We start from the raw sequence: 23,380 nt of genomic DNA, 5'->3' as shown, positions 1-23,380 counted from the left end.
CCGCCCGAACGGATGGGGACTCCCATGGACCGCGACGAGCTGGCCCGCCAGGGCAAGCAGATGGCGTCCGACCTGCGCGACACCGTGAGCGCGAAGGTGTCCGAGAACCAGGACACGATCACGGGCGTGCTGGGCAAGGCCGCGCGCTGGGTCGACGAGAAGACCGGCGGCAAGTACACCGACCAGATCGGCAAGGCCCAGGCCAAGGTCGACGAGGGCGTCGGCTGGGTGGCGAGCCAGAGCTCGACCCCCGGCGGCCCCGCCGCCACCGGGACGCCCACCGCACCCGGTGCGGCCGCGGGCGACCCGGCGCCCGGGGGCGCGACCACCCCGCCGCCGCCCGCCTCCGCGCCGCCCGCCGGACCCGACGGCTTCGCCGCGCCGACCGCCCCGCAGGGCCCGCCGCCGCCGCAGGCGCCGACCACCCCGCAGGCGCCGCGCCCGAGCGACGCCCCGACGCAGGACCTGGGCACCGCCACGCCGCCGCACGGGACGCGCACGACGTACACGGCGCCCGACCCCGACGCCCCGCGTCCCCCGCAGGTCTGATGCTGGACCTCGCGAAGGCGGTCGCCTCCTCGCCGACCGGGGAGGCGGGCCGCCGTGCGCTCGTCCTCGACGAGCAGTGGGGCATCGGCCCGAAGCTGCACGGCGGCTACCTGCTGGCCGTGCTCGCCCAGGCGGCGGTCGACGAACTCCTTCCCGACGACGCGTCGGGCGGCCACGACTTCCCGCAGGCCGTCACCGGCACCTTCCTGCGCGCCCCCGATCCCGGCGCGGCCGACGTGAAGGTCACCGTGCTGCGGCGCGGGCGCGGCGCCAGCCAGGTCCGGGCGCTGCTGAGCCAGGACGGTCGCCCCTGCGTCGAGGCCGCGATGGTGCTGGGCGACACGCCGGACCCCAGCGGCCGGGAGGGCGACGTGTCCCCCGCGCCGATCACCGTCACGCCGTTCGAGGCCTGCGAGCGCCGGCCGGAGAACACCGACGACGGTCGCGGCGGGCTCCCGATCATGCGGGTGGTCGACACCCGCCTCGACCCCGCCTGTACGGGCTTCCTCGAGGGTCGCCCGACGGGCGAGGGGCGACTCACCGGGTGGGCCGAGCTCGACACCCGCGAGCCCTGGTCCCCGGTCGGCCTGCTCGTGGCGCTCGACATCCTGCCGCCGGCCTGTTTCGACCTCGGCCTCGACGGCTGGTCGCCGACGATGTCGCTGACCGCCCACGTGCACGCGGTGCCCGCCCCGGGTCCGCTGCGGGTCACGCAGTGGCTCGACCACCTGGTCGGCGACCGCATGCACGAGCGGTGCGAGGTCTGGGACACCACCGACCGGCTGGTCGGCCAGGCGTCCCAGCTCGCCGCCGTGCGGCGCTGACCTACTCCGTGGCGCCGTCGGCGAGGATGCGCCGGAACCCCGTGTAGGGGTGCAGCACCTCGGGGATCGTCACCGACCCGTCCTCGGCCTGGTACTGCTCGAGCACGGCGGCGAGCGCCCGACCGATCGGCAGGCCCGACCCGTTCAGGGTCGCGACCTGCGCCCGGCCGCCGTGACTGTCCTTCGCCCGGATCGCGGCCCGCCGCGACTGGAACGTGCCGCAGTCCGAGCACGACGAGATCTCGCGGAAGGTGCCCTGGCTCGGGAGCCAGACCTCGAGGTCGTAGGTCGTGCGGGCGGCGAAGCCCATGTCGCCGGCCGCCAGGCGCACGACGCGGTAGGCGAGCCCGAGCGCCTGCAGGCAGTTCTCGGCGTGGGAGACCATGAGCTCGAGCTCGGTGCCGGACTCCTCCTCCCGGCAGAACCGCACCATCTCGACCTTGGAGAACTGGTGCAGCCGCAGCAGGCCGCGGGTGTCCCGGCCGTAGCTGCCGGCCTCCGACCGGAAGCACGGGGTGTGCGCCGTGTACGCGAGCGGCAGCGCGTCCGCGTCGAGCATCTCGTCGGCGTGGAGGTTGGTGAGCGAGACCTCGGCCGTCGGGATGAGGTAGAGGCTCCGGTCGGTGGTGCCGGTGCGGAACAGGTCCTCCTCGAACTTGGGGAGCTGTCCCGTCCCGGTCATCGTCTCGCGCGTGACGAGGTAGGGCACCGAGAACTCGGTGTAGCCGTGGCGCGCCGTGTGCATCGTCAGGAAGAAGGTGGCGAGGGCGCGCTCGAGGACCGCGCCCGGACCCTTCGCGACGCTGAACCGCGCGCCCGAGAGCTTCGCGGCGCGCCCGAAGTCGAGGATGCCCATGGCCTCGCCGAGGTCGACGTGGTCGCGCACGTCGAAGCCGAACTCCGGCGGCGTGCCCCAGCGGCGCACCTCGACGGCGTCGGCGTCCGAGTCGCCGTCCGGCGTCTCCTCGTCGGGGAGGTTCGGGATCGCGAGCAGGACCTCGCGCAGCGCCTCCTCGGCGGCCTCGGTCTCCGCCTCGGCGGCCCGGATCTCGTCCTTGATCTCCCGCGCGCGCGTCTTGAGCTTCTCGACCTCCTCGCCCTGGCCCTTCGTCTCGCGGGCCACGCGGCCGACCTCCGCGGCGACCCGCTTGGACTCGGCGCGGAGGTCGTCGGCGCGTGAGATCGAGGAGTTCCGGCGCGCGGACATCGCCTCGAGGCCCGCGAGGTCCAGGGTGTACCCGCGTCGCGCGAGGCGGCGGACCGCCTCGTCGCCGAGCTCGATCAACGTCCGTGCGTCGTGCATGCCGTCCTCGGGAGGAATCGTCGGGACTGGAGTGGTGACCAGGGTGCCGCACCGGCCCGACCGGGCGTGCGGCGCGGTCCGTTAGGTTCGGGGACGCCCGAAGTGCCGACCGCAGGAGTTCCGAGTGTCCACCGTCCTCGTCACCGGTGCAGCCGGTTTCATCGGGTCGAACTTCGTCCGCTACTGGCGCGCCGTGCACCCCGGCGACCGGATCGTCGCGCTGGACGCCCTGACCTACGCGGGCGTGCGGGAGTCGTTGAACGGCCCGGACGGCGAGCTGCTCGACGGCGTCGAGTTCGTGCACGGCTCGATCGGCAACACCGACCTGGTCGCGCACCTGCTGCGCGCCCACTCCGTCGACGTCGTCGTGAACTTCGCGGCCGAGTCGCACAACTCGCTGGCGATCCTGCGCCCCGGCGACTTCTTCGCCACCAACGTCACCGGCACCCAGGGCCTGCTCGAGGCCGTCCGCCGCGTCGGGGTGTCCCGGTTCCACCACATCTCGACCTGCGAGGTCTACGGAGACCTCTCGTTGGACGCCGACGAGGCGTTCACCGAGGACTCCCCGTACCTGCCGCGCACCCCGTACAACGCCGCGAAGGCCGGCGGTGACCACGTGGTCCGCTCCTACGGGCTGACCTACGACGTGCCGGTCACCATCACCAACTGCTCGAACAACTACGGGCCCTTCCAGTTCCCCGAGAAGGTCATCCCGCTGTTCACGACGAGGGCCCTGGCCGGCGAGCCGCTGCCGCTCTACGCGTCGACGAAGAACCGCCGCGAGTGGCTGCACGTCTCCGACCACGCAGGAGCGATCGACCGGGTGATCCACCACGGCCGGGTCGGGGAGACCTACAACGTCGGGTCGGGCACCGAGGTCGACATCGAGGGCATCGCCGACACCGTCCTGGGCGCGCTCGGGCTCGGGCCGGAGCTCAAGACGATCGTCCCGGACCGGCCGTCGCACGACCGGCGCTACCTGCTCGACTCCACCAAGCTGCGCACCGAGCTCGGCTGGCAGCCCGCGGTGGAGTGGACCGACGGGATCGCCGACACCGTCGCCTGGTACCGCGCCAACGAGGCCTGGTGGCGGCCGCTGCTCGGCCGTTCCCCCGTGATCGAGGGCGCCGGCGCCGACTGGAGCGGCACCGGCCGCTAGTCCGATCGGCGGAACCCCCGACCCGAGCGAACGGCACTCTCGCGCGCATAGAAGCTGCGAGAGTGCCGTTCGTTCGTCAGCGGGGGACGAGGTCCGACACGTCCGTGCGGAACTGCATCGCCTTGTACGGCCAGTTGGTGTCGGTCTTCCACTGGCTGACGACGAGGTGGAGGTTCTCCAGCGTCGAGCCCGGCACCGTGTAGCCGCCGTAGAGCTGGGCGACGCGGCCGCCCGCGTGGTCCTCGTCGCCCCAGCCGGCCCCCGCGACGACCGTGGTGCGCGGGGCGGTGTGCAGGTTCGCCGTCGGGTGGTCGAGCAGGAGCGCATCGATCCGGTAGTTCCCGGCGTCGAAGACGACGAGCAGCCACCACTCACGCCCGGACGCGTCGGGCACGCGGCGCAGCGACATCTCGCCGAAGGCGCCGGGCAGCACCTCCGTCGGCGGCCGACCCCAGTCCCAGCCGGTCCCGTCGAAGCCCCAGCCCTCCCACGCCGTCGGGTCGTCGACCCGGTCGACCGGGACGCGGTGCAGCAGCAGCCCGTGCGCACGCTGGAAGCTCGTCGTGAAGGCGTAGACCCACGTGCCGTCGGTCTCCCACGTGAGCATCTGGAAGAGCCCGCCGTGGTGGTCGCCGGGCCAGCGGACGTCCGCGGGCTCCCAGGTGGCCCCGGAGTCGCGCGAGCGGTGCAGCTCGGTGGCCCGGGGGTGGCCGAGCTCGCGGCAGGCCATGACGTGCAGCCAGACGTCGTCGCCGAGGGTGATCATGTCGGTCGGCAGCACCGTGGAGATGCGGCGCAGCGACAGCATCGAGGTGCCCATGCGGCGCAGGCCCTTGTGCCGGTAGCCGACGACCTGCTGGGCGTACCCGTCCTCCCCGGCGCACCCGGTCCAGGCGAGCCCGGAGTCCGTCGACGACGGGTCGGCGAAGAGCACCACCGGGGAGCGCCAGCCCGGGCCGCCGACGCCGGCGATCTCGAACGTGTCGCCGAACACCGAGACCAGACGACCGTCCGGCGCGCGGACGGTGGCTCCGAGGTCGGTCCCCCCGACACCGAAGCGGTCGGTGATGCCGGGACCGGTGAGATCGCAGACCTTGTGCGCGAGCGGCATGCCCGCAGCCTGCCAGGGGAGGAGAAGAGAGAGGGTGGGCGAGGGGGGAGTTGAACCCCCACATCCTTCCGGATACACGGACCTGAACCGTGCGCGTCTGCCATTCCGCCACTCGCCCGGAGTGGTGCCGATCGGTGATCGACGTGGGGAACCCTAGCACCCCCGCCGAACCCCACCCCGAAGGAGGTCAACGGAGGCCGTTGCCCGACCGATACCATCGAGGAGCCCCGCACGGTGTGGCGACACTCCGGCAGGGCGACGAGGTCGGACGAGCGAGTCGGAGGAGGGATCGCGGGTGGGGCGCGCACAGCGCTTCGAGCGCAAGCTCGAGGGTCTGGTGGGTGACACCTTCGCGCGGGTCTTCGGCGGCAAGGTCGTTCCCCAGGAGATCGCACAGGCCCTCCGCCGGGAGGCGGAGGACAACGTGCGAGTCTTGGCCGGTGGGCGCCAACTGGCGCCCAATCACTACACGGTGGCGCTCAGCCCTGCCGACCACGACCGGTTGGCAGGGGACGAGGAGACCATCACCCACTCGCTGATCGATTGCGTGGAAGAGCACCTCACAGAGGGCGGGTGGGAGACATACGGTGAGGTCGTAGTCTCTCTGGAGCGTTCCGACGCGCTGCACACGGGACAGTTCCGCACCAAGTCGTCCGTTGACCCCGACGCGTCGCGGCAGCGGACCGCGAGCCCCCGATCCGCAGGAGAGCACCCCATGAGCCAGGCACCCGGTCGGTACCCGGAGGAGCAGGACCAGCGCGGCTACGGCCAGCAGGGTCACCCGCAGCAGCAGGGCTACGGGCAGGACCCGTACGGCCAGCAGCAGCAGGGCTACCCGCAGCAGGGGTACCCGCAGCAGGGCTACGGGCAGGACCCGTACGGCCAGCAGCAGGGCTACCCGCAGCAGGGCTACGGGCAGGACCCCTACGGCCAGCAGCAGGGCTACCCGCAGCAGGGCTACGACCAGTACGGCCAGCAGCAGGGGTACGACCCCTACGGCCAGCAGCAGGGCTACGGCCAGCCCCAGGGCTACGACCCCTACGGGCAGCAGCAGGGCTACGGCCAGCAGCAGGGGTACGACCCCTACGGCCAGCAGCAGGGCTACGGCCAGCCCCAGGGCTACGCCGGCCAGCCGGGCTACGACCAGTACGGCGGCCAGTACGGCCAGCAGGGCTACGACCCCTACGGCCAGCAGCAGGGCGGCTACGACCAGTACGGCCAGCAGGGCTACGGCGGCGTCCAGACCCGCCAGATGACCGCCACGCTGACGCTGGACGACGGCTCGAACCGCAGCTACCAGCTCGTGCAGGGCGCGAACGTCATCGGCCGCGGCCAGGACGCGCAGTTCCGGCTCGCCGACACCGGCGTCTCCCGTCGTCACCTCGAGATCAGCTGGGACGGTCAGCAGGCCACCCTGTCCGACCTCGGGTCCACCAACGGGACCACGGTGAACGGCACCCCGGTGCAGACCTGGCAGCTCGCCGACGGCGACACCATCCGGGTCGGCCACTCGGCGCTGCTGTTCCGCGCGCAGGGCTGATCCCGCCTCGTGCCCGAACTCGTCCTCCAGCTCACCCGGGCGGCGTTCCTCGCGCTGCTCTGGCTGTTCGTCTTCGCCGCGCTACGGGTCGTCCGTTCCGACCTGTACGCCGCGTCGGGGCTACGGGCCGCGGTGCCAGGTCGACGCCCCTCCAAGACGGGGGCGACGAAACCGGGCCGTGGTGGGGGCCGTTCCTCGGGTCCGAAGGCGCTCATCGTGACGGCGGGTGCGCTCGCCGGCACCCGGATCGCGCTCGACGGGCGGCCGATCATGCTCGGCCGCGCCGACGACTCGACGCTGGTCCTCGACGACGACTACGCGTCGACCCGGCACGCCCGCATCTCCCAGTCCGGCGACGACTGGTACGTCGAGGACCTCGGGTCCACCAACGGGACCTACCTCGACCGCAACAAGGTCTCCGGACCGACGAAGGTGCCCCCGGGCACGCCGATCCGCATCGGCAAGACCGTGATCGAGCTCCGCACATGACCTCCACCCACGCCGCCGCCCGCACCGCGCCCCCCACCCGGGTGCGGACGCTCCGTGCCCCTGCGTGCAGGATCGTCCCGTGACCCTGGTGCTGCGCTACTCCGCCCGCAGCGACCGGGGCCTGGTCCGCCAGAACAACCAGGACTCGGTCTACGCGGGCCCGCGCCTGCTCGCGCTCGCGGACGGCATGGGCGGCCACGCCGCCGGCGAGGTGGCCTCGAAGCTGGTCATCGCCGCCCTCGTGCCCCTCGACGACGACGAGCCGGGCGACGACCTGCTCGGCGAGCTCGCCGAGGCGACCGCCCAGGGCAACGACGCGATCACCGAGCTCGTCAACGAGGAGCCCGACCTCGACGGCATGGGCACCACGCTCACCGCCGTCCTGTTCGCCGGCAGCCGCCTCGGGATGGTCCACGTCGGCGACTCCCGGGCCTACCTGTTCCGCGACGGCGTCCTCACCCAGATCACCCGCGACGACACCTTCGTGCAGTCGCTCATCGACGAGGGCCGCATCACCGAGGACGAGGCCGCCAGCCACCCGCAGCGCTCGCTGCTGCTGCGCGCCCTCACCGGGCACGACGTCGAGCCGTCGCTGACGGTGCGCGAGGCGCGCGCGGGCGACCGCTACCTGCTCTGCTCCGACGGCCTCTCCGGCGTGGTCAGCGCCGAGACCATCGCGGACGCGCTCACCATCTCCGACCCCCAGAGCTGCGCCGACCGGCTGATCGAGCTCGCGCTCAAGGGCGGCGGACCGGACAACGTCACGTGCATCGTCGCGGACGTCGTCGACGTCGACTACGGCGAGCACGAGCCGATCTACGGCGGTGCCGCCGGGGACGGCCGCGCCGACCCGCCGCCCGCCGACTCCGCCGCCGCGCGCGCCTCGGCCGCCACGCTCACCCGCGCCGAGCCGTCGTCGCGACCCGACCCGCTCGCCTCCCGCTCCGAGTCCGCGCGCGCCCACGCCCGCCCGCGGCGGGGTCGCCTCGCCGTGGTGCTCGCCGTGGTCGGCGTCCTCGTGCTCGCCGGGCTGGGCCTGCTCGTCACACGGCTGTGGATCGCCCAGCAGTACTACGTCGGCGTTGCCGGCGACCAGGTCGTGATCTACCAGGGCGTCCGCGGTGACGTCCTCGGCGTGCGCCTGCAGGACGTCGCCGAGCAGACCGGGCTCAAGGTCTCCGACCTGACCCAGGTCGGCCGGACGTCGGTGCAGGGCGACTCGCTGCCCACCTCCGACCTCGACGCCGCCCACCGGACCGTCGACCGCCTGCGCACCGACGAGCTGCTGCCCGAGTGCCAGCCGCCGGCGCCGATCGTGCCGACGCAGCCCACCCAGCCCGGGCAGCCCGCCGCGCCCACCCAGCCCGGTCAGACGGCGGCGCCCGGTGCTCCGGTCACCGCGGCTGCACCGACCCAGTCCCCGCAGGTCCCGGGACGCGACTGCCGCGCGGTGCAGTAATGGCGCGCCCCGCCCAGGCCGCGTCCCGAGCCGGTCGGACCGGCGGGCCCGGCGTCGCTCCCGCCGAGATGCCCGCGGACCGCACCGCGCTCCGGCCGGCCGTCGCCGCCGCCGTCTCCACCCGCCGTGGCATCGAGCTGCTGCTGCTGGCGTTCGCCGCCGTGATCACCACCGGCGCGCTCGTGCTCGTGGAGGCGAACCAGAACCAGCAGCTCACGCTGCAGCTGCTCTACCTCGGGCTCGCGTACCTGGCGCTGTTCTCCGCCGCGCACGTGGCCGTGCGCCGGTTCGCGCCGTACGCCGACCCGGTGATCCTCCCCTGCGCGGCCCTGCTCAACGGCCTGGGCCTGGTGATGATCCACCGGATCGACCTGGCCCTGGCGCTGCGCGCGTCGTTGCAGGGCAACCCGGCCCCGGACGCGAACGCGCTCCGGCAGATCGCCTGGGTGGCCCTCGGCCTCACGCTGTTCGTGATCGTGCTCTGGCGGGTCCGCGACCACCGCACGCTCGCCCGCTACGGCTACACCGCCGGCTTCATCGGGCTGGTGCTCCTCGCCCTGCCCGCGGTGCTGCCCTCGGCGCTCTCCGAGGTCAACGGCGCGAAGATCTGGATCCGCGTCGGCGGCGTCGGCATCCAGCCCGGTGAGTTCGCCAAGATCCTCCTCACGGTCTTCTTCGCGTCCTTCCTGGTCGCCAAGCGGGACCTCTTCACGACGGCGGGCAAGCACGTCCTGGGCATGACGTTCCCGCGGCCGCGGGACCTCGCCCCGCTGCTCATCGCCTGGGTCGTCGCCATGGGCGTCCTCGTCTTCGAGTCCGACCTCGGCACCTCGCTGATGTTCTTCGGGATCGTCCTCGCGATGATCTACGTGGCCACCGAGCGGTCGTCGTGGGTCGTCATCGGCCTCGTCATCTTCGGGGCCGGTGCGTTCGCCGCCTGGACCTTCGTCGACCGCGTGCAGACCCGCGTCGCCGCCTGGCTCGACCCGCTCTCCGACCCCACGGGCGCCACCTACCAGGTCAGCCAGGGCCTGTTCGGCATGGCGACCGGCGGCATGCTCGGGACCGGGCTCGGCGCCGGGCGCCCCGAGCTGGTGCCGCTCTCGAGCACCGACTTCATCTTCACCTCCATGGGCGAGGAGATCGGCCTCATCGGGCTGATGGCCCTGCTCCTGCTCTACTGCCTCATCGCCACCCGGGCGCTGCGCACCGCGCTCGCCGTCCGGGACACCTTCGGCAAGTTGCTCGCCGCCGGTCTCGGCTTCACCGTCGCGATCCAGGTCTTCGTCGTCGCGGGCGGGGTGATCGGGCTGATCCCGAACACCGGCCAGGCCGCGCCGTTCATGTCCTACGGCGGGTCGTCGCTGGTCGCCAACTACGTGCTCGTGGCCCTGGTGCTGCGCGTCTCCGACGCCGCCCGCCGGCCCGCCACCGAGAAGGGCCGCGCCGAACCGGGCGCGGTGGCCACGCCACCGAGGGCGCCGCTCGCGGAGGCCCACACCGAGATGGTGTCGCGCAGCGAGGTGGCCACACCTCCGCACGGCAACAGTCCCCCGACCCCGCCACGAGGAAGGACCCGAGGAGAGTGAACACCCCGCTGCGTCGGGTCTCCCTCGTGGTCATGGGCCTGATCGTGCTGCTGCTGGGTCAGGCCACGTGGGTGCAGGTGGTCAAGGCCGACGAGTACAAGGCGAACCCGTACAACCAACGCGTGCTGCTCGACGAGTACAACCGGCAGCGGGGCCAGATCTCCGCGGGCGGTGAGGTGCTCGCCTCGAGCGTCGCGACCGACGACCGGTTCAAGTACCTGCGGCAGTACTCGAACGGGCCGATGTACTCGCCCGTCACCGGCTACTACTCGCAGATCTACGGCACCACCGGCATCGAGCGGGCGATGGACTCGGTGCTCAACGGCTCCGACGACCGGCTGTTCGTCCGCCGCATCTCCGACGTCGTCACCGGGCGCGCGCCGGCCGGCGGCAACGTGGCGCTGACCATCGACCCGAAGGTCCAGCGGGCCGCGTACCAGGCGATGGTGTCGCGGGGCTACGAGGGCTCGGTGGTCGCCATCCGCCCCCAGACCGGCGAGATCCTGGCCTTGGTCTCCACGCCCTCCTACGACCCGAACCCGCTCGCGAGCCACGACGGGCAGACCCAGCGCGACGCCTGGCAGGCGCTGAACCCGAGCAGCGGCGACTCGCCGCTGGTCAACCGGGCGATCTCGGAGACCTATCCGCCCGGGTCGACGTTCAAGCTGGTCACCACGGCGACGGCGCTCGAGGCGAACATGATCACGCCGCAGACGCCGGTCACGGCGGAGCCGCGGATCACGCTCCCGGACAGCGTCACCACGCTGGAGAACTACGACGGCGAGCGCTGCGGCCCCGGACCCACGGTGCCCTTCTCCACCGCCTTCACCAAGTCCTGCAACGGCCCGTTCGCCCAGCTCGCCGACCAGGTCGGCGCCGACCGGCTACGGGCGCAGGCCACGGCGTTCGGCATGGAGAACCCGAACCTGACGATCCCGATGCCGGTCGCCGAGTCCTCGGTCGGCGAGCTCGCGGACGGTGCCTCGCTCGCCCAGTCCGGGATCGGGCAGCGCGACGTGCGGCTGACGCCGCTGCAGAACGCCATGATCACCGCGACCATCGCCAACGGCGGCATCCCGATGCAGCCGCACCTGGTCAGCCAGATCCAGGGCCAGGACCTCTCGGTCGTCGACACCACCGAGCCCGACCGGCTCTCCCGCGCCGTCTCCGGCGGCACCGCCTCCACGCTGACCCAGCTGATGATCGGCTCGGAGAACGGCGGGACCAGCGGCGGCAAGATCCCCGGCATCCAGCTGGCCTCCAAGACCGGGACCGCGGAGTGGGGCTCGGCCCCCAAGACCAACCCTCCGCACACCTGGTACGACGTGTTCGGCCCGGTGCCCGACCCCCAGGTGGCGGTCTCGGTGATCGTCGAGAAGGGCGGCAACCGCGGCGACGACGCCACCGGCTCCTCGGTGGCCGGCCCGATCGGTCGCGCGGTCGTCGCGGCCGCCCTGCAGCAGGGAGGGAGGTAGCACCATGGCTCCGACCACGGGAACCCTGCTCGCCGACCGCTACCGGATCGGCCGCCGCATCGCGATCGGCGGGATGGGCGAGGTCTGGGAGGCCCAGGACACCCGCCTCGACCGGACCGTCGCCGTCAAGATCCTCAAGGCCGAGCTCTCCGGCGACCCCGAGTTCCTGCACCGCTTCCGCACCGAGGCCCGCACGGCCGCGTCGCTGAACAACCCCGGGGTCACCGCGGTCCACGACTACGGCGAGACCACCACGGACTGGACGACGGCGAGCGGCACCATCCAGGTGCCCGTGGCCTACCTCGTCATGGAGCTCGTCCGCGGCGAGCCGCTCGCCCAGATCCTCTCGGTGCACGGGCGGCTCGGCGTGGACTACACGCTCGACATCCTCGAGCAGTCCGGCTACGCCCTCGACGCCGCGCACGAGCGCGGCCTGGTGCACCGCGACGTCAAGCCCGGCAACATCCTCGTGACGCCGACGAACCAGGTGAAGATCACCGACTTCGGCATCGCGAAGGCCATCGACGCCGCCCCGGTGACACGGTCGGGCATGGTCATGGGCACCGCGCACTACATCGCGCCGGAGCAGGCGGGCGGCGGCGACGCCGGGCCGGCCTCGGACGTGTACTCGCTCGGCGTCGTCGGCTACGAGTGCCTAGCGGGGCGCCGGCCGTACCTGTCCGAGAACGCGGTGACGGTCGCGATGATGCACATCCGCGACCCGCTGCCGCCGCTGCCGCCGGACGTGCCGCCGGTGGTGCGCCAGCTCATCGAGCTGACCCTGACGAAGGACCCGCGCGGGCGCTACGCCAACGGCGGGGAGTTCGCCCGCGCCGTCGCCGCCGTGCGCCGCGGCGAGCCGGTCCCCCGTCCGGGCGCCGCGACCGCGGCCACCGAGGCGGTCAACCCGGCCACCCGCGTGGCCCCGGCCTCCACCTACGACGGGCCCCAGCAGCCCCCGCCCCCGCGGCGCGACCGCTGGGACGACGGTCGTCGCCCGGAGCCCGCCCGGCGCGGTCCGTGGGGCACCATCGCCGCCGTCGTCGCGGTCCTCGCCGTGCTCGGCATCCTCGCCTACGTACTGGTGTCGAACACCGAGACGAGCGCGCCGCCGCCGGTCGCCACCCCGACCACCACCACGACGACGGCCCCGCCGACCACCACCACGACCACCCGCAGCCGGGCGACCACGACGACCACGGCCGCCGGCAACACGGTCAGCGTGAGCAACATCGACTACGTCGGACGTTCCGCCTCCGTGGCCTCCGCCGCGTTGCGCGAGGACGGTCTCGCCCCGGAGGTGCGCACCGTGCTCGGCGGGCAACCGACCGATCCGTCGGCCTGCCGGGTGCTCTACGTGTCTCCCACCGGTGAGGTCCAGCGCGGTGACACCGTCACCGTGACCTGTCAGGAGTTCGGATGACCACCCCCCGCCTCCTGTCCGACCGCTACGAGCTGGGGCCCGCCCTCGGCTACGGCGGCATGTCCGAGGTCCACGGCGGCCGCGACGTCCGCCTGGGCCGGGACGTGGCCATCAAGGTCCTCCGCGCCGACCTCGCCCGGGACCCGCAGTTCCAGATCCGGTTCCAGCGCGAGGGCCAGAACGCGGCCGCGCTGAACCACCCGGCGATCGTGGCCGTCTACGACACCGGCGAGACCTGGGCCGACGACGTCCCGCTGCCCTACATCGTCATGGAGTACGTGCCGGGGCGGACCCTGCGCGACATCGTCAAGACCGGCGGGCCGATGGACCCGTTCCGGGTCTGCGAGGTCGTCGCCGACGTCTGCTCCGCGCTGGACTTCTCCCACCGCCACGGCATCATCCACCGCGACGTGAAGCCGGCCAACGTCATGATCACCCCGTCCGGGGCGGTCAAGGTGATGGACTTCGGCATCGCGCGGGCGCTCTCCGACGCCCAGCAGGGGCTGACGCAGACGGCCGCGGTGATCGGCACGGCGCAGTACCTGTCGCCGGAGCAGGCCCGCGGCGAGGCGGTCGACGCCCGCTCCGACGTCTACTCCACCGGCTGCGTGCTCTTCGAGCTGCTCACCGGGCAGCCGCCGTTCACCGGCGACTCCCCGGTCGCGGTGGCCTACCAGCACGTGCGGGAGGACCCGAAGGCCCCGTCCGAACTGAACCCGGCCGTGCCGCCGGCGCTCGACGCCATCACGCTCAAGGCCCTGGCCAAGAACCCGTTCAACCGGTACCAGACCGCGGGCGAGATGCGCGACGACCTGGTGCGGGTGCTGCAGGGCGAGCAGGTCGAGGCCCCGCTGGTGATGACGGCGGACGAGCGCAACACGCTCATGACCGGCCCGACCCGCACCGTCGGCCCCGCCGCGTACGCGACCGGCCCGGCCACCGAGGCCGGCGACTTCGCGGCGTGGCAGGCCGAGCAGGAGGAGGAGCGCCGACGACGCGGTCGCCGGCGGCTCGGCATCATCGGCGGCATCGTGGCGGTCGCCGCCGTGCTGGCCGCGCTGTTCTTCCTCTTCTCGCCGGGCAACAACCAGCTGCCGGTCCCCGACGTCACCAACCAGCCGCAGGACGTCGCGCTGCGCACCCTCACCGGCGCCGGACTCAAGCCCAACCTGGTGCCGGTGGCCTCCGACGCCTCCCAGGTCGGCACGGTGCTCGGCACCGACCCGGCGGCGGGCACCGAGGTCGAGCCGCAGTCGGTCATCGCGATGCGCGTCGGCCGCGGACCGGACCGGGTGCAGGCCCCGGACCTCACCGGCCGCACCGCCGACCAGGCCCAGCAGATCGTGCAGGCGGCCGGCCTCACGCTGACGCCGGTGCCGCAGCAACGGCCGGTGGACGACCCGTCCCAGGTGGGCAAGGTGCTCTCGCAGGACCCGGCCTCGGGCACGCTGCTCGCCCCGGGCACCGCGATCCAGCTGACGGTCGGCCAGCAGCGCCAGACGATCAAGGTCCCGGACGTGACGGGGCAGCCGGTGAGCACCGCGCGCACCACGCTGGAGGGGGTCGGGCTCGAGGTCACCGTCTCGGGCGACGCGTCCGGGACGGCCACGGTCGCCTCGACCAGCCCGGCGGCGGGCAGCACGGTGGCGGTCGGCTCCACGGTCACCCTCACGGTGACCGGCGGGGACCGGGTCAGCGTGCCGGACATCGTCGGGAAGTCCCGCGCTGACGCGATCTCCGCGCTGGCCGCGGCCGGCTTCAGCGGCAACCTGCAGGCCACGTCGCAGGACGTCGACGACCCGGGCCAGGACGGCAAGGTGCTGAGCCAGAGCCCGTCCGCCGGCAGCCAGGCCGGCAAGGGCGACACCATCCAGGTGACCGTCGGCCGCTACAACGGCGGCGGTGGCGGGGGCGGCGGCGTCTTCGGCGGCAACGGCGGCCTCTTCCCCGGCGGCAACTGACCCCGTGCCGGGGCCGCCGCCTCAGCCCCGGACGGGCGGGGCGGCGGCCAGGGTGAGGGCCCGGACGTCGCGGACGAGGTCGTCGACGAGCCCGGCGGGCACCGGGTGACCGCAGCCGGCCATCCAGGTGGCGAGCATGCGGTGGCCGTCCTCGGTGAGCACCGACTCCGGGTGGAACTGCACCCCCTCGAGCGGGAGCTCGCGGTGGCGCATCGCCATCAGTACGCCGTCGGCCGTCCAGCCGGTGGGCTCGAGTTCGTCGGGCAGCGAGTCCGGCCGCACGGTGAGCGAGTGGTAGCGGGTGGCCGTGAAGGGGTCGGGCAGCCCGGCGAGCACGCCGGCGCCGCCGTGGTGCACCGCCGAGGTCTTGCCGTGGCGCAGCTCCGGGGCGCGCTCGACGATCCCGCCGAACGCCTGCCCCAGCGCCTGGTGGCCGAGGCACACCCCGAGCAGCGGGGTCCGGCCGGCGGCGCAGCGCGCGATGACCTCCAGGCTCTGCCCGGCGTCGTCGGGCGTGCCCGGGCCGGGGCTCACGAGCACCCCGTCGGCGTCGGCCGCGAGGTCCAGGACGTCCGGCGCGTCGTTGCGGCGGACCACCGGGTCCGCGCCGAGCTGGGCGAGGTACTGCACCAGGTTGTAGACGAAGCTGTCGTAGTTGTCGACGACGAGGACCCGCACGGCCGCGACCCTACGCGGACCGGCGCGGGGCTTCGCTACCGTGGAGTCCACCCTCGTCCCCTGGAGCGCCCCGTGCCCAAGTCCAAGGTCCGCAAGAAGCCGACCTACACCCCGCCGCCGCAGGCGTCCGCCGCGAAGACCACCGGCCCGTCGCACCCGGCCTACGTGGTCATCATGCTGGCGATCGGCATCGTCGGGCTGGCCTGGCTCGTCGTGAACTACCTCGCGGGCGAGGACATCGGGTTCATGGCCGAGCTGGGCGGCTACAACTTCCTGATCGGGTTCGGGCTCGTCGTGGTGTCGCTGCTGATGACCATGAAGTGGCGCTGAGAACTACACCGGTGTCATTCGTCCCCACTGTGGACGGAGCCTGTGGACAACCCTGAGACGACGTGGGCCGCGCCGCGCGGCGCGGTGGTGCTCGGGCTCGTGGGCGCGGTCGGGCTGATCGCCGCCGTCTTCCTCGCCGGGCTGGACGGGCCGGGGCGGCTGCTGCTCGGCGTCGCCGGGGCGGCCGTCGGGGCGGCGGCCGTGTTCGGCCTGCGGGCCCGGCCGCGACTGGCGGTCACCGACGACGCGCTCGCGCTGCGGGGGCTGCTCGGGGCGCGCGTGTGGCCGTGGCCGCGCGTGGACGCCGTGCGCGTGGTGCGCATGCGCCGGCTGGGGATGCCCGCCGCCTACCTCGAGATCGACGCCCGGGACGACGACGGGGCGGAGCGGTTGCTGGTGCTCGGGCGCCTCGAGCTCGGGGCGGATCCGGCGGACGTCGCGGCCGCCCTGCAGGCCCACCGCGCCCGCGCGGGGCGCGGGGCCGGCGGCTCAGCCGCCGATGCGGCAGGTGGTGGCGCCGCAGACGACGGAGCCGAAGGAGAGGTCGCGCAGCGCGACCGCGAGGACCAGCGCGACGACGATCCCGGCGGCGATCCAGAGCCCGACGACCGGGCGTGACCGGGCGGGCCCGTAGGCCATGCCCAGCGCCACCCCGGTGCCGACGACCAGCCCGCCGAGGTGCCCGAGCAACGAGATGCCGGGGAAGGTCAGCGAGAACACGACGTTGATGCCGATGATCACCATGGCCGACGTCGCCGGGAGCCGCATCCGGCGCAGCAGCACCACCAGGGCGCCCATCAGACCGAAGACGGCCCCGGACGCCCCCGCCGTGGCCGAGACCGGCGACCCGAACACCATGACGGCGGCCGAGCCCCCGAGCAGCGACGCGCCGTAGAGCACGCCGAACCGCAGCCGGCCCAGCGCCAGCTCGATGTCCCGCCCGAGGAACCACAGGGCGACCATGTTGAACAGTAGGTGGATCGGGCCGATGTGCAGGAAGCCCGACGTCACCAGCCGCCACCACTCGCCGGCGGCGACCTGCAGCGGCACGAGCGCGCCGCCGGAGAAGACGGCGCCCGCCGTGTTGTCCTGCACGCTGCCCGCGTCCAGCACGGTCCAGGCGAACACGGCGACGTTCAGGGCGATGAGGGTCGGGACGACGACGGCGCCGGTCGGCCGTCGCAGGTCCCGACCACGCCGCTGGGTGCGGGCGCCCTCGGTGACGCAGTCCACGCACTGCATCCCGACCGAGGCCTCCTGGAGGCACTGCGGGCACGCCGGCCGGTCGCAGCGCGTGCACCGGAGCCCGGTCGGGCGGTCGGGGTGGCGGACGCAGACCTGGGTGTCGGCGTCCGAGGGCGTCGTCATGCCCCCAGTGTCCCCGTCCGGAGGTGGATGTCCGGTTACTTCGTGACCTCGATGCTCTCGATCACGATGTCGGAGGTGGGTCGGTCACCGGGGCCGGTGGGCGCGGCGGCGATCGAGTCGACGACGTCGCGGCTGGCCTGGTCGGCCACCTCGCCGAAGATCGTGTGCTTGCGGTTGAGCCAGGTCGTCGGCGCCACCGTGATGAAGAACTGCGACCCGTTGGTGCCGGGCCCCGCGTTCGCCATGGCGAGCAGGTACGGACGGTCGAAGCGCAGGTCGGGGTGGAACTCGTCGGCGAACTTGTAGCCGGGCCCGCCGCGACCCGTTCCGGTGGGATCCCCGGTCTGCAGCATGAATCCGGCGATGACCCGGTGGAAGATCGTGCCGTCGTAGAACGGCCCGCTGGACGAGCCCTTCGCGTTCGGCTCGCTGTACTGGCCCTCACCGGTCGCGAGTCCCACGAAGTTGGACACCGTCTTCGGTGCCTTGTCGGGGAAGAGGTTGACGGTGATGTCGCCGTTCGAGGTGTGCAGCGTCGCGGTCGGCCCGTTCTCGGCATTCGTCACGGAGGTCATCGTGCCACCGACGGAGCAGCGGGTGTGACGCACCGGCGGGTCGGGCACTTGCAGACAGGGGAAGGGCGGCAGGATCAGCCGCCCACGAACAGTGAGGTGTCGCCGTTGAGCAGCAAGACCGTGATCGGAGCCAGGGAGGACCTGGACGATCTGCGCAAGGAAGGACGCCGCGCCCGCAAGAAGGCGGCCAAGCACGCCGAGAAGGCCGCCGCGCAGGCCCGTAAGGAGCGCGAGAAGGCCCGCAAGCAGGGCGCGAAGAAGCGCGCCGAGGTCCGCAAGGACGTCCGCGCCGCCGCCGACCAGGCCCGCCAGCGGGTGCTCGACGCCCGCGCCGAGGCCCGTTCGCGCGCCGAGGAGGCCCAGGCCGAGGCCCGGAAGCGGGCCCAGGAGGCCCGCGCCGAGACGCGCAAGCGCGCGAACCGTGCCGCGAAGGACGCCCGCAAGCAGGCGCGCTCGCTCGCCAAGGACGCGCGCAAGCAGGCCAAGAGCTACGCGACCGACGCCCGCAAGGCCCTCGAGGCCTCGCCGGTGCCGACCTCGGTCGGCGAGCTGCGTGACCTCGGCGAGACGGTGCGCGGCCAGCTCGAGGACGGGCTGACCACGGCCCGCCGCGACCTGTCGCAGCGCATCGAGCCGGAGCAGGACAAGAAGCGCCGTCGCTGGGGCCTCTGGATCGTCCTCGGCGTGCTCGGCGCCGGCATCGCGATCGTCGCGACCCGCAAGGCGCCGGAGCTCCCGCCCCCGCCGCCGCCCGCGCCGCGTCCGAAGCCGGCGCCGACGGCCGCCTCGACCCCGTCGTCGGGTGCCCCGGCCCCCGCCGCCGGCGCCACGCCGCCCCCGGCCGACGGTGCGGGCACCGTGCCGCCGAAGGGCCCGGGCGCCGCAGTGTCGCCGAGCGCGAACGGCTCGGCCGGCAGCACCAAGCCCGCCGGCAGCTGACCCGCCCGCCCGGGTGGGCCCGGCCGGACACCGGCCGGACTCACCCGGGCAGCAGGTCCCGCAAGCGGTCGCCCACGCCGACCGTCCGGTCCGCCGACACGTCAGCGGGCCGCCCGCCGACCACGGCCGCGACGTTGGCCGCGCTCGTCCCGCCCGGTCGCAGGTAGGCGCCGTGGCCGGTGGCACCCGTCGTCGCGAGCGGGTGGACGCCCGCCAGACCGTTCGGGTCGGGCCCGAACCACCCCGCGTCGGCGACCGGGTCGAGGCGGGCCTCACCGACCCACGTCGGTCGTCGCGGCAGCGGCGTCACCCCGGGCGAACCGAGCAGCACGACGTCGTCGACCGCCCGCGACGTCGCCGCCGCCTGCGCGACCACCAGCGACCCGTACGAGTGGCCGACCGCGGTGACGTGGGCGCCCGGCGCCACGCCGTCGAGGAACGACGCGAGCCGGGTCGAGGCGGCCGCCGCCGCGCCGGTCCCGAGCACCGACCGCGCCGGGTCCAGGACCTCCGGCCACTGCGGGGCGGCGTAGTCGTACCAGGCGACCGCGGCGACCCCCGGTGCGGTGAGCGCGGCGAGCTCCGCGGTCCGCGCGGGCAGGTCCTCCGCCCGCGCCGTGAAGCCCGGGACGAACACGCCCACGTGGCGGGCCGCGTCGATGTCGCCGATCCCGATCGCCGCACGCCCGGACTCCGGGTCCAGGGCGAGCAGCGTGTGGTCACCAGCCGCCGTGTCCACGGCGAGGATGCGCCCGAGCCGGGCGCGCACGGCCGCGAGCCGGGTCTCGAGGTCCTGCAGCTCGCCGGGCCCGGAGACCGTCTCGCGGGCCCGCGAGAGGTCGGCCAGCTCGCCCTCCGTCGCCTGGCGCGCAGCGGCCAGCCGCGCGCGGTTGGCGCGGTCCCGCGCGGTCGCCGGAACCCCGTCGAGCCCGCCGACCAGCTCCGGGCGCTCGGCGACCAGCCGGTCCCGCTCGCCGGGCGTGAGGCCCGCCCACCAGTGCGCCACGGCCGCCGGCGCCGCACCGTCCGTGCCGTCCGTGGCGGGCCCCCGGACCACCGGCTCCGGTCGTCCCGCCCGCGCCAGGGCCGCGGCGAGGCGCGCGTCGTCGAACGGCTCGCGGGCCGCCACGTCGGCGAGCACGACTGCCAGCCGGCGGGCCCGGTCGAGCAGGCCGCCGCCCCGGTCGAGCAGGCGCGCGTGGTGCGCCCGGGCCGTGTCCGCCGCCGCGCCCCGCCACGCCTCCGGCAGCCGCGGGCCGAACACCGCGCGCTCCCACCCGTCGGCGCCCGCGGAGAGCGCGACCGCCACCGGGGCGAGCAGGCTCACGGCATCCCGCCGAACAACCGCGCCAGCTCCCCGTCGGCCAGCCCCACGTCGGTGGCCGTGTCCTCCAGCAGCTCCTCCAACGCCTCGGCGGCGGCATGCCAGGCCGTGGCGTCGGCCGCCCACTCCCGCGCCAGGAGCAGCGCCTGCTCGGCGGTCCGCGTGCCGGGCAGGAGCCGGGCCAGCTGTCGGATCGCGGTGCTCATGTCGTCGGCCGCGGTCGCGGCGTCGTCCACGGCGTACTCGATCTGCTCGACGAGGTCGCGCAGCGCGTCCGGGGACACGGTGAATCCATCGCTCATGCCCGGGAGACGCGGCCGGACCCGCATCCGCTCCCGGCGCGGCGCCGCCCTGGGGACGGACGGGCGCTCGGGTGCCGGTGGGGACGGTCGGCTGGGCCGTCCGGCGGCACCCCCGTGATGCACGAGCGGCACCCTCGCAGCTTCTATGTGCGCGACAGTGCCGTTCGTTCAGCAGGAGGGTGGCCGACGCCGTGGCGACCGCACGACGACGGGGACCGACCCGGGCCGAGCTCGAGGCGGCCCGGGACCGGCTGCTGCCCGACGTGCTGCCCGGGCCCGGCGACCCCCCGCTGCGGGTGTTGTTCTCCGGCATCAACCCCGGCCTGGTGTCGGCGTACACCGGCCACCACTTCGCCCGCCCCGGCAACCGCTTCTGGCCCGCCCTGCACGCCTCCGGCTTCACGCCCCGGCTCCTCGCGCCCGCCGAGCAGGACCTGCTCCCGGCGCTCGGCCTCGGGATCACCAACGTCGCCCCGCGCGCCACCGCCCGGGCGGACGAGCTCTCCGACGACGAGCTCCGCGCCGGCGGGGAGCGCCTGCGGGCCCTCGCCGCGGAGCTCGCGCCGGCCTGGCTCGCGGTCGTCGGGGTGGTGGCGTACCGGACCGCCTTCGGCGAGCCGAAGGCCGTCGTCGGGAAGCAGGAGCGGACGCTCGGGGCGACGCGGCTGTGGGTGCTGCCCAACCCGAGCGGGCTGAACGCGCACTACACGCCGACGACGATCGCGGCCGCGTTCGCCGACCTGCACGCATACGCATCCGGCGATCACTGCGATTGACGGTGGTCGGGGTCACAGGCAGGGTGATCACCCACGGGGGGTCGGTCCCGTTTCGTTGACGCGGAGGTCTGCAGTGGCCAGTGGCGACATCAAGGTGAGTGTTCTCGATTGCGGCGCGATGACCGCCGACCTGACGTGGCTGCTGCTGCAGCCGGGGAGGTCGATCAAGCCCCGGCAGCAGAAGGAGTCCCCCGCCGAGTGGGTCGACGTGCCGACGCACTGCGTCCTCGTCGAGACCCCCGACGGGACCCTGCTCTGGGACACCAGCTGCCCCGCCGACTGGGAGGAGCGCTGGGGTCCCACCGGCCTCAACGACTTCTTCCCCTACGACAAGGTGTCCGACGACGAGTACCTCGACAAGCGGCTCGAGCAGCTCGGCATCGGCACCGACCAGATCGACTACGTGGTGCTCTCGCACCTGCACTTCGACCACTGCGGCAACGCGAACCTGTTCAAGGACTCGCCCGCGAAGCTGGTCTGCTCGGACAAGGAGAAGGAGTTCGCGTTCGGCTTCGACGGGCCGTTCACGGGCGCGCACCTCAAGAGCGACTACGAGAACCTCAACTGGGAGACGGTCTCCGGGGACACCGAGTTCCTCCCCGGCGTCACGCTCCTCCAGACCCCCGGCCACACCCCGGGCACGATGTCGATGCAGGTCGACCTCCCGGACACCGGAACGATGATCTTCACCTCGGACGCGGTGTACATGGGCGCGAGCTACGGGCCGCCGCCGGTCCCCGCCGCCATCGTCAACAACCTCGAGTCCTGGTTCTCCTCGGTGGAGAAGATCCGCGACGTCGCCCAGAAGACGAACGCGACCGTCGTCTTCGGCCACGACGCCGACCAGATCCACGAGCTCAAGACCGTCTCGAACGGAGGGCACTACACGTGACCGTCCCGCCCGTCCCCACCGAGGAGTCCGTCTTCACCTGGGGCGCTCCTCCGCTGAAGTTCGGCGCCGGGGCCTGCGACGAGATCGGGTTCGACCTCTCCCAGTACGGCGCGAAGCGCATCCTGCTCATCACCGACCCGGGGATGCAGCAGACCGGTCTCCCCGACCGGATCGCCGACCAGATCCGGCGCTACGACATGACCGTCGAGATCTTCGACGGCGTGCACGTGGAGCCGACCGACGACTCGATGAACAAGGCCATCGGCTACGCCACCGAGCAGGGTCCGTGGGACGGGTTCGTCGCGGTCGGCGGCGGCTCGGCCATCGACACGGCGAAGGCCGTCAACCTGCTCACCACCTTCCCCGGTGAGCTGATGGACTACGTCAACAAGCCGGTGGGCAACGCCCAGGTGCCGCCGGGGGCCCTCAAGCCCCTCATCGCGGTCCCGACGACCGCCGGCACGGGTTCCGAGTCCACCGCCATGTGCGTGCTCGACATCCTGTCGCTGCGGGTCAAGACGGGCATCAGCCACTGGCGGCTGCGCCCGACGCTCGCGGTGGTCGACCCGCTCCTGACGATGACGCTCCCGCCGGAGGTCACGGCGGCGTCGGGCATGGACATCGTGTGCCACGCGCTGGAGAGCTACACGGCGCGCTGGTACACCACGTTCGACCGCAAACAGCCCGAGCAGCGGGTGACCTACTGCGGCTCGAACCCGGTCTCGGACCTGTGGTGCGAGAAGTCGATGAGCCTGCTGGCGAAGTCGTTCCGCACCGCCGTGCACCGCGGCGCGGACGACGTCGACGCCCGCATGGACATGATGATGGCGGCGACCTTCGCGGGCATGGGCTTCGGCAACTCCGGGGTGCACATCCCGCACGCCAACGCCTACCCGATCGCGGGCCAGGTCCGGGACTTCCACCCGGCGGGCTACCCCTCGGACGAGGCGATGGTGCCGCACGGGATGTCGGTGTCGCTCACCGCGCCCGAGGCGTTCCGGTTCTCGTTCGACTCCGCCCCCGACCGGCACATGGCCGCGGCGCGGATGCTCGGGCCGAACGCCGAGACGCAGAACGACGCGTCCGAGCAGCTCCCGTTCGTCGTCACCGAGCTGATGCGCGACATCGGCATCCCGAACGGGATCGGTGAGGTCGGGTTCGGCGAGTCGGACATCCCCGACCTCGTCGAGGGCACGATGAAGCAGCAGCGGCTGCTCGCGACGTGCCCGCGGACGCCGACCGAGGACGACATCGCCGACATCTTCGCCAAGTCCATCTCCAACTGGTGATCGCACCCGAGGGGCCCCGTCGTCG

General features: G+C 73.5%; 22 protein-coding genes, 1 tRNA gene and 1 pseudogene. 16 read left to right on the top strand and 8 right to left on the bottom strand.

Translation table 11 applies throughout. The features are described from left to right. The first annotated feature begins 24 nt into the window (after positions 1-24). Both ACQPYX_RS00420 and ACQPYX_RS00415 read left to right on the top strand, forming a co-directional pair. Positions 25-549, top strand: a complete 525-nt coding sequence (locus ACQPYX_RS00420; RefSeq protein WP_433800945.1) for an antitoxin — start codon at positions 25-27, stop codon at positions 547-549. Continuing rightward, positions 549-1,373, top strand: coding sequence for a thioesterase family protein (locus ACQPYX_RS00415; RefSeq protein ID WP_433800944.1), 825 nt, complete (start codon positions 549-551; stop codon positions 1,371-1,373). The genes ACQPYX_RS00420 and ACQPYX_RS00415 overlap by 1 nt, the downstream gene beginning before the upstream one ends. A gap of 1 nt (position 1,374) precedes the next feature. Here ACQPYX_RS00415 and serS read toward each other — a convergent pair whose 3' ends face one another. Then, entirely contained in the window at positions 1,375-2,676 is a 1,302-nt protein-coding gene (serS, locus tag ACQPYX_RS00410; RefSeq protein WP_433800943.1) for a serine--tRNA ligase, read from the bottom strand. 124 nt (positions 2,677-2,800) lie between these two features. On the opposite strand from serS, the gene rfbB reads away from it, so the two are divergent. After that, positions 2,801-3,835 carry a dTDP-glucose 4,6-dehydratase gene (rfbB, locus tag ACQPYX_RS00405; protein WP_433800942.1) on the top strand — a complete coding sequence of 345 codons (1,035 nt, stop codon included), beginning with the start codon at positions 2,801-2,803 and terminating at the stop codon, positions 3,833-3,835. 76 nt (positions 3,836-3,911) lie between these two features. Here rfbB and ACQPYX_RS00400 read toward each other — a convergent pair whose 3' ends face one another. Both ACQPYX_RS00400 and ACQPYX_RS00395 read right to left on the bottom strand, forming a co-directional pair. After that, entirely contained in the window at positions 3,912-4,946 is a 1,035-nt protein-coding gene (locus ACQPYX_RS00400) for a DUF4185 domain-containing protein (RefSeq protein ID WP_433800941.1), read from the bottom strand. Positions 4,947-4,981: 35 nt separating this feature from the next. Beyond that, positions 4,982-5,064 (bottom strand) — tRNA-Leu (locus ACQPYX_RS00395). Positions 5,065-5,241: 177 nt separating this feature from the next. Between ACQPYX_RS00395 and ACQPYX_RS00390 the strand changes: the two genes are divergently transcribed. From ACQPYX_RS00390 to pknB, 7 genes are all read left to right on the top strand, one after another. Then, positions 5,242-6,486 carry a DUF3662 and FHA domain-containing protein gene (locus ACQPYX_RS00390; protein ID WP_433800940.1) on the top strand — a complete coding sequence of 415 codons (1,245 nt, stop codon included), beginning with the start codon at positions 5,242-5,244 and terminating at the stop codon, positions 6,484-6,486. A 9-nt stretch (positions 6,487-6,495) separates the two neighbouring features. Beyond that, positions 6,496-6,975, top strand: coding sequence for an FHA domain-containing protein FhaB/FipA (locus ACQPYX_RS00385; RefSeq protein ID WP_433800939.1), 480 nt, complete (start codon positions 6,496-6,498; stop codon positions 6,973-6,975). Between the two features lie 79 nt (positions 6,976-7,054). Then, complete coding sequence (locus ACQPYX_RS00380) at positions 7,055-8,434, top strand: protein phosphatase 2C domain-containing protein (RefSeq protein WP_433800938.1); 1,380 nt, start codon at positions 7,055-7,057, stop codon at positions 8,432-8,434. Next, positions 8,434-10,023: an FtsW/RodA/SpoVE family cell cycle protein gene (locus ACQPYX_RS00375; RefSeq protein WP_433800937.1), complete on the top strand. Its 1,590-nt coding sequence runs from the start codon at positions 8,434-8,436 to the stop codon at positions 10,021-10,023. The genes ACQPYX_RS00380 and ACQPYX_RS00375 overlap by 1 nt, the downstream gene beginning before the upstream one ends. Next, the gene (locus tag ACQPYX_RS00370) at positions 10,020-11,498 is read left to right on the top strand and encodes a peptidoglycan D,D-transpeptidase FtsI family protein (protein ID WP_433800936.1); all 1,479 of its coding nucleotides are present in this window, start codon (positions 10,020-10,022) and stop codon (positions 11,496-11,498) included. Before ACQPYX_RS00375 ends, ACQPYX_RS00370 begins: the two co-directional genes overlap by 4 nt. A 4-nt stretch (positions 11,499-11,502) precedes the next feature. Continuing rightward, complete coding sequence (locus ACQPYX_RS00365) at positions 11,503-12,921, top strand: protein kinase domain-containing protein (RefSeq protein ID WP_433800935.1); 1,419 nt, start codon at positions 11,503-11,505, stop codon at positions 12,919-12,921. Continuing rightward, the gene (pknB, locus tag ACQPYX_RS00360; protein ID WP_433800934.1) at positions 12,918-14,882 is read left to right on the top strand and encodes a Stk1 family PASTA domain-containing Ser/Thr kinase; all 1,965 of its coding nucleotides are present in this window, start codon (positions 12,918-12,920) and stop codon (positions 14,880-14,882) included. The genes ACQPYX_RS00365 and pknB overlap by 4 nt, the downstream gene beginning before the upstream one ends. A 21-nt stretch (positions 14,883-14,903) precedes the next feature. Here the strand turns inward: pknB and ACQPYX_RS00355 are convergent, their stop codons facing one another. Beyond that, the gene (locus tag ACQPYX_RS00355; RefSeq protein ID WP_433800933.1) at positions 14,904-15,560 is read right to left on the bottom strand and encodes an aminodeoxychorismate/anthranilate synthase component II; all 657 of its coding nucleotides are present in this window, start codon (positions 15,558-15,560) and stop codon (positions 14,904-14,906) included. Between the two features lie 72 nt (positions 15,561-15,632). Between ACQPYX_RS00355 and crgA the strand changes: the two genes are divergently transcribed. After that, on the top strand, positions 15,633-15,890 hold the full coding sequence (gene crgA / locus ACQPYX_RS00350) for a cell division protein CrgA (protein WP_433800932.1): 258 nt from the start codon (positions 15,633-15,635) through the stop codon (positions 15,888-15,890). A 42-nt stretch (positions 15,891-15,932) separates the two neighbouring features. Further along, positions 15,933-16,343 (top strand): annotated as a pseudogene (locus ACQPYX_RS00345) (PH domain-containing protein); the annotation flags it as partial. A 36-nt stretch (positions 16,344-16,379) separates the two neighbouring features. Here ACQPYX_RS00345 and ACQPYX_RS00340 read toward each other — a convergent pair. Next, positions 16,380-17,258 (bottom strand): rhomboid family intramembrane serine protease, encoded by an 879-nt coding sequence (locus tag ACQPYX_RS00340; protein ID WP_433800931.1) that lies wholly within the window; start codon positions 17,256-17,258, stop codon positions 16,380-16,382. Positions 17,259-17,293: 35 nt separating this feature from the next. Beyond that, positions 17,294-17,824 carry a peptidylprolyl isomerase gene (locus ACQPYX_RS00335; protein ID WP_433800930.1) on the bottom strand — a complete coding sequence of 177 codons (531 nt, stop codon included), beginning with the start codon at positions 17,822-17,824 and terminating at the stop codon, positions 17,294-17,296. Positions 17,825-17,938: 114 nt separating this feature from the next. Between ACQPYX_RS00335 and ACQPYX_RS00330 the strand changes: the two genes are divergently transcribed. Then, entirely contained in the window at positions 17,939-18,772 is an 834-nt protein-coding gene (locus ACQPYX_RS00330) for a hypothetical protein (RefSeq protein ID WP_433800929.1), read from the top strand. Positions 18,773-18,812: 40 nt separating this feature from the next. Here ACQPYX_RS00330 and ACQPYX_RS00325 read toward each other — a convergent pair whose 3' ends face one another. Together ACQPYX_RS00325 and ACQPYX_RS00320 are read right to left on the bottom strand one after the other, a co-directional pair. After that, positions 18,813-20,099: an alpha/beta hydrolase gene (locus ACQPYX_RS00325; protein ID WP_433800928.1), complete on the bottom strand. Its 1,287-nt coding sequence runs from the start codon at positions 20,097-20,099 to the stop codon at positions 18,813-18,815. After that, positions 20,096-20,398, bottom strand: coding sequence for a hypothetical protein (locus ACQPYX_RS00320; protein ID WP_433800927.1), 303 nt, complete (start codon positions 20,396-20,398; stop codon positions 20,096-20,098). Before ACQPYX_RS00320 ends, ACQPYX_RS00325 begins: the two co-directional genes overlap by 4 nt. A 179-nt stretch (positions 20,399-20,577) precedes the next feature. On the opposite strand from ACQPYX_RS00320, the gene mug reads away from it, so the two are divergent. The 3 genes from mug (at position 20,578) to ACQPYX_RS00305 (ending at position 23,355) form a co-directional block, all read left to right on the top strand. After that, positions 20,578-21,174, top strand: coding sequence for a G/U mismatch-specific DNA glycosylase (gene mug / locus ACQPYX_RS00315; RefSeq protein ID WP_433800926.1), 597 nt, complete (start codon positions 20,578-20,580; stop codon positions 21,172-21,174). A gap of 94 nt (positions 21,175-21,268) precedes the next feature. Then, positions 21,269-22,066 (top strand): N-acyl homoserine lactonase family protein, encoded by a 798-nt coding sequence (locus ACQPYX_RS00310; protein ID WP_433800925.1) that lies wholly within the window; start codon positions 21,269-21,271, stop codon positions 22,064-22,066. Beyond that, positions 22,063-23,355: a hydroxyacid-oxoacid transhydrogenase gene (locus tag ACQPYX_RS00305; protein WP_433800924.1), complete on the top strand. Its 1,293-nt coding sequence runs from the start codon at positions 22,063-22,065 to the stop codon at positions 23,353-23,355. The genes ACQPYX_RS00310 and ACQPYX_RS00305 overlap by 4 nt, the downstream gene beginning before the upstream one ends. The last annotated feature ends 25 nt before the right edge of the window (positions 23,356-23,380 follow it).

This window comes from Actinomycetospora sp. CA-084318 (genome assembly GCF_050955885.1).
Classification (GTDB): domain Bacteria; phylum Actinomycetota; class Actinomycetes; order Mycobacteriales; family Pseudonocardiaceae; genus Actinomycetospora.
This window is presented reverse-complemented; position numbering and strand designations above follow the sequence as displayed.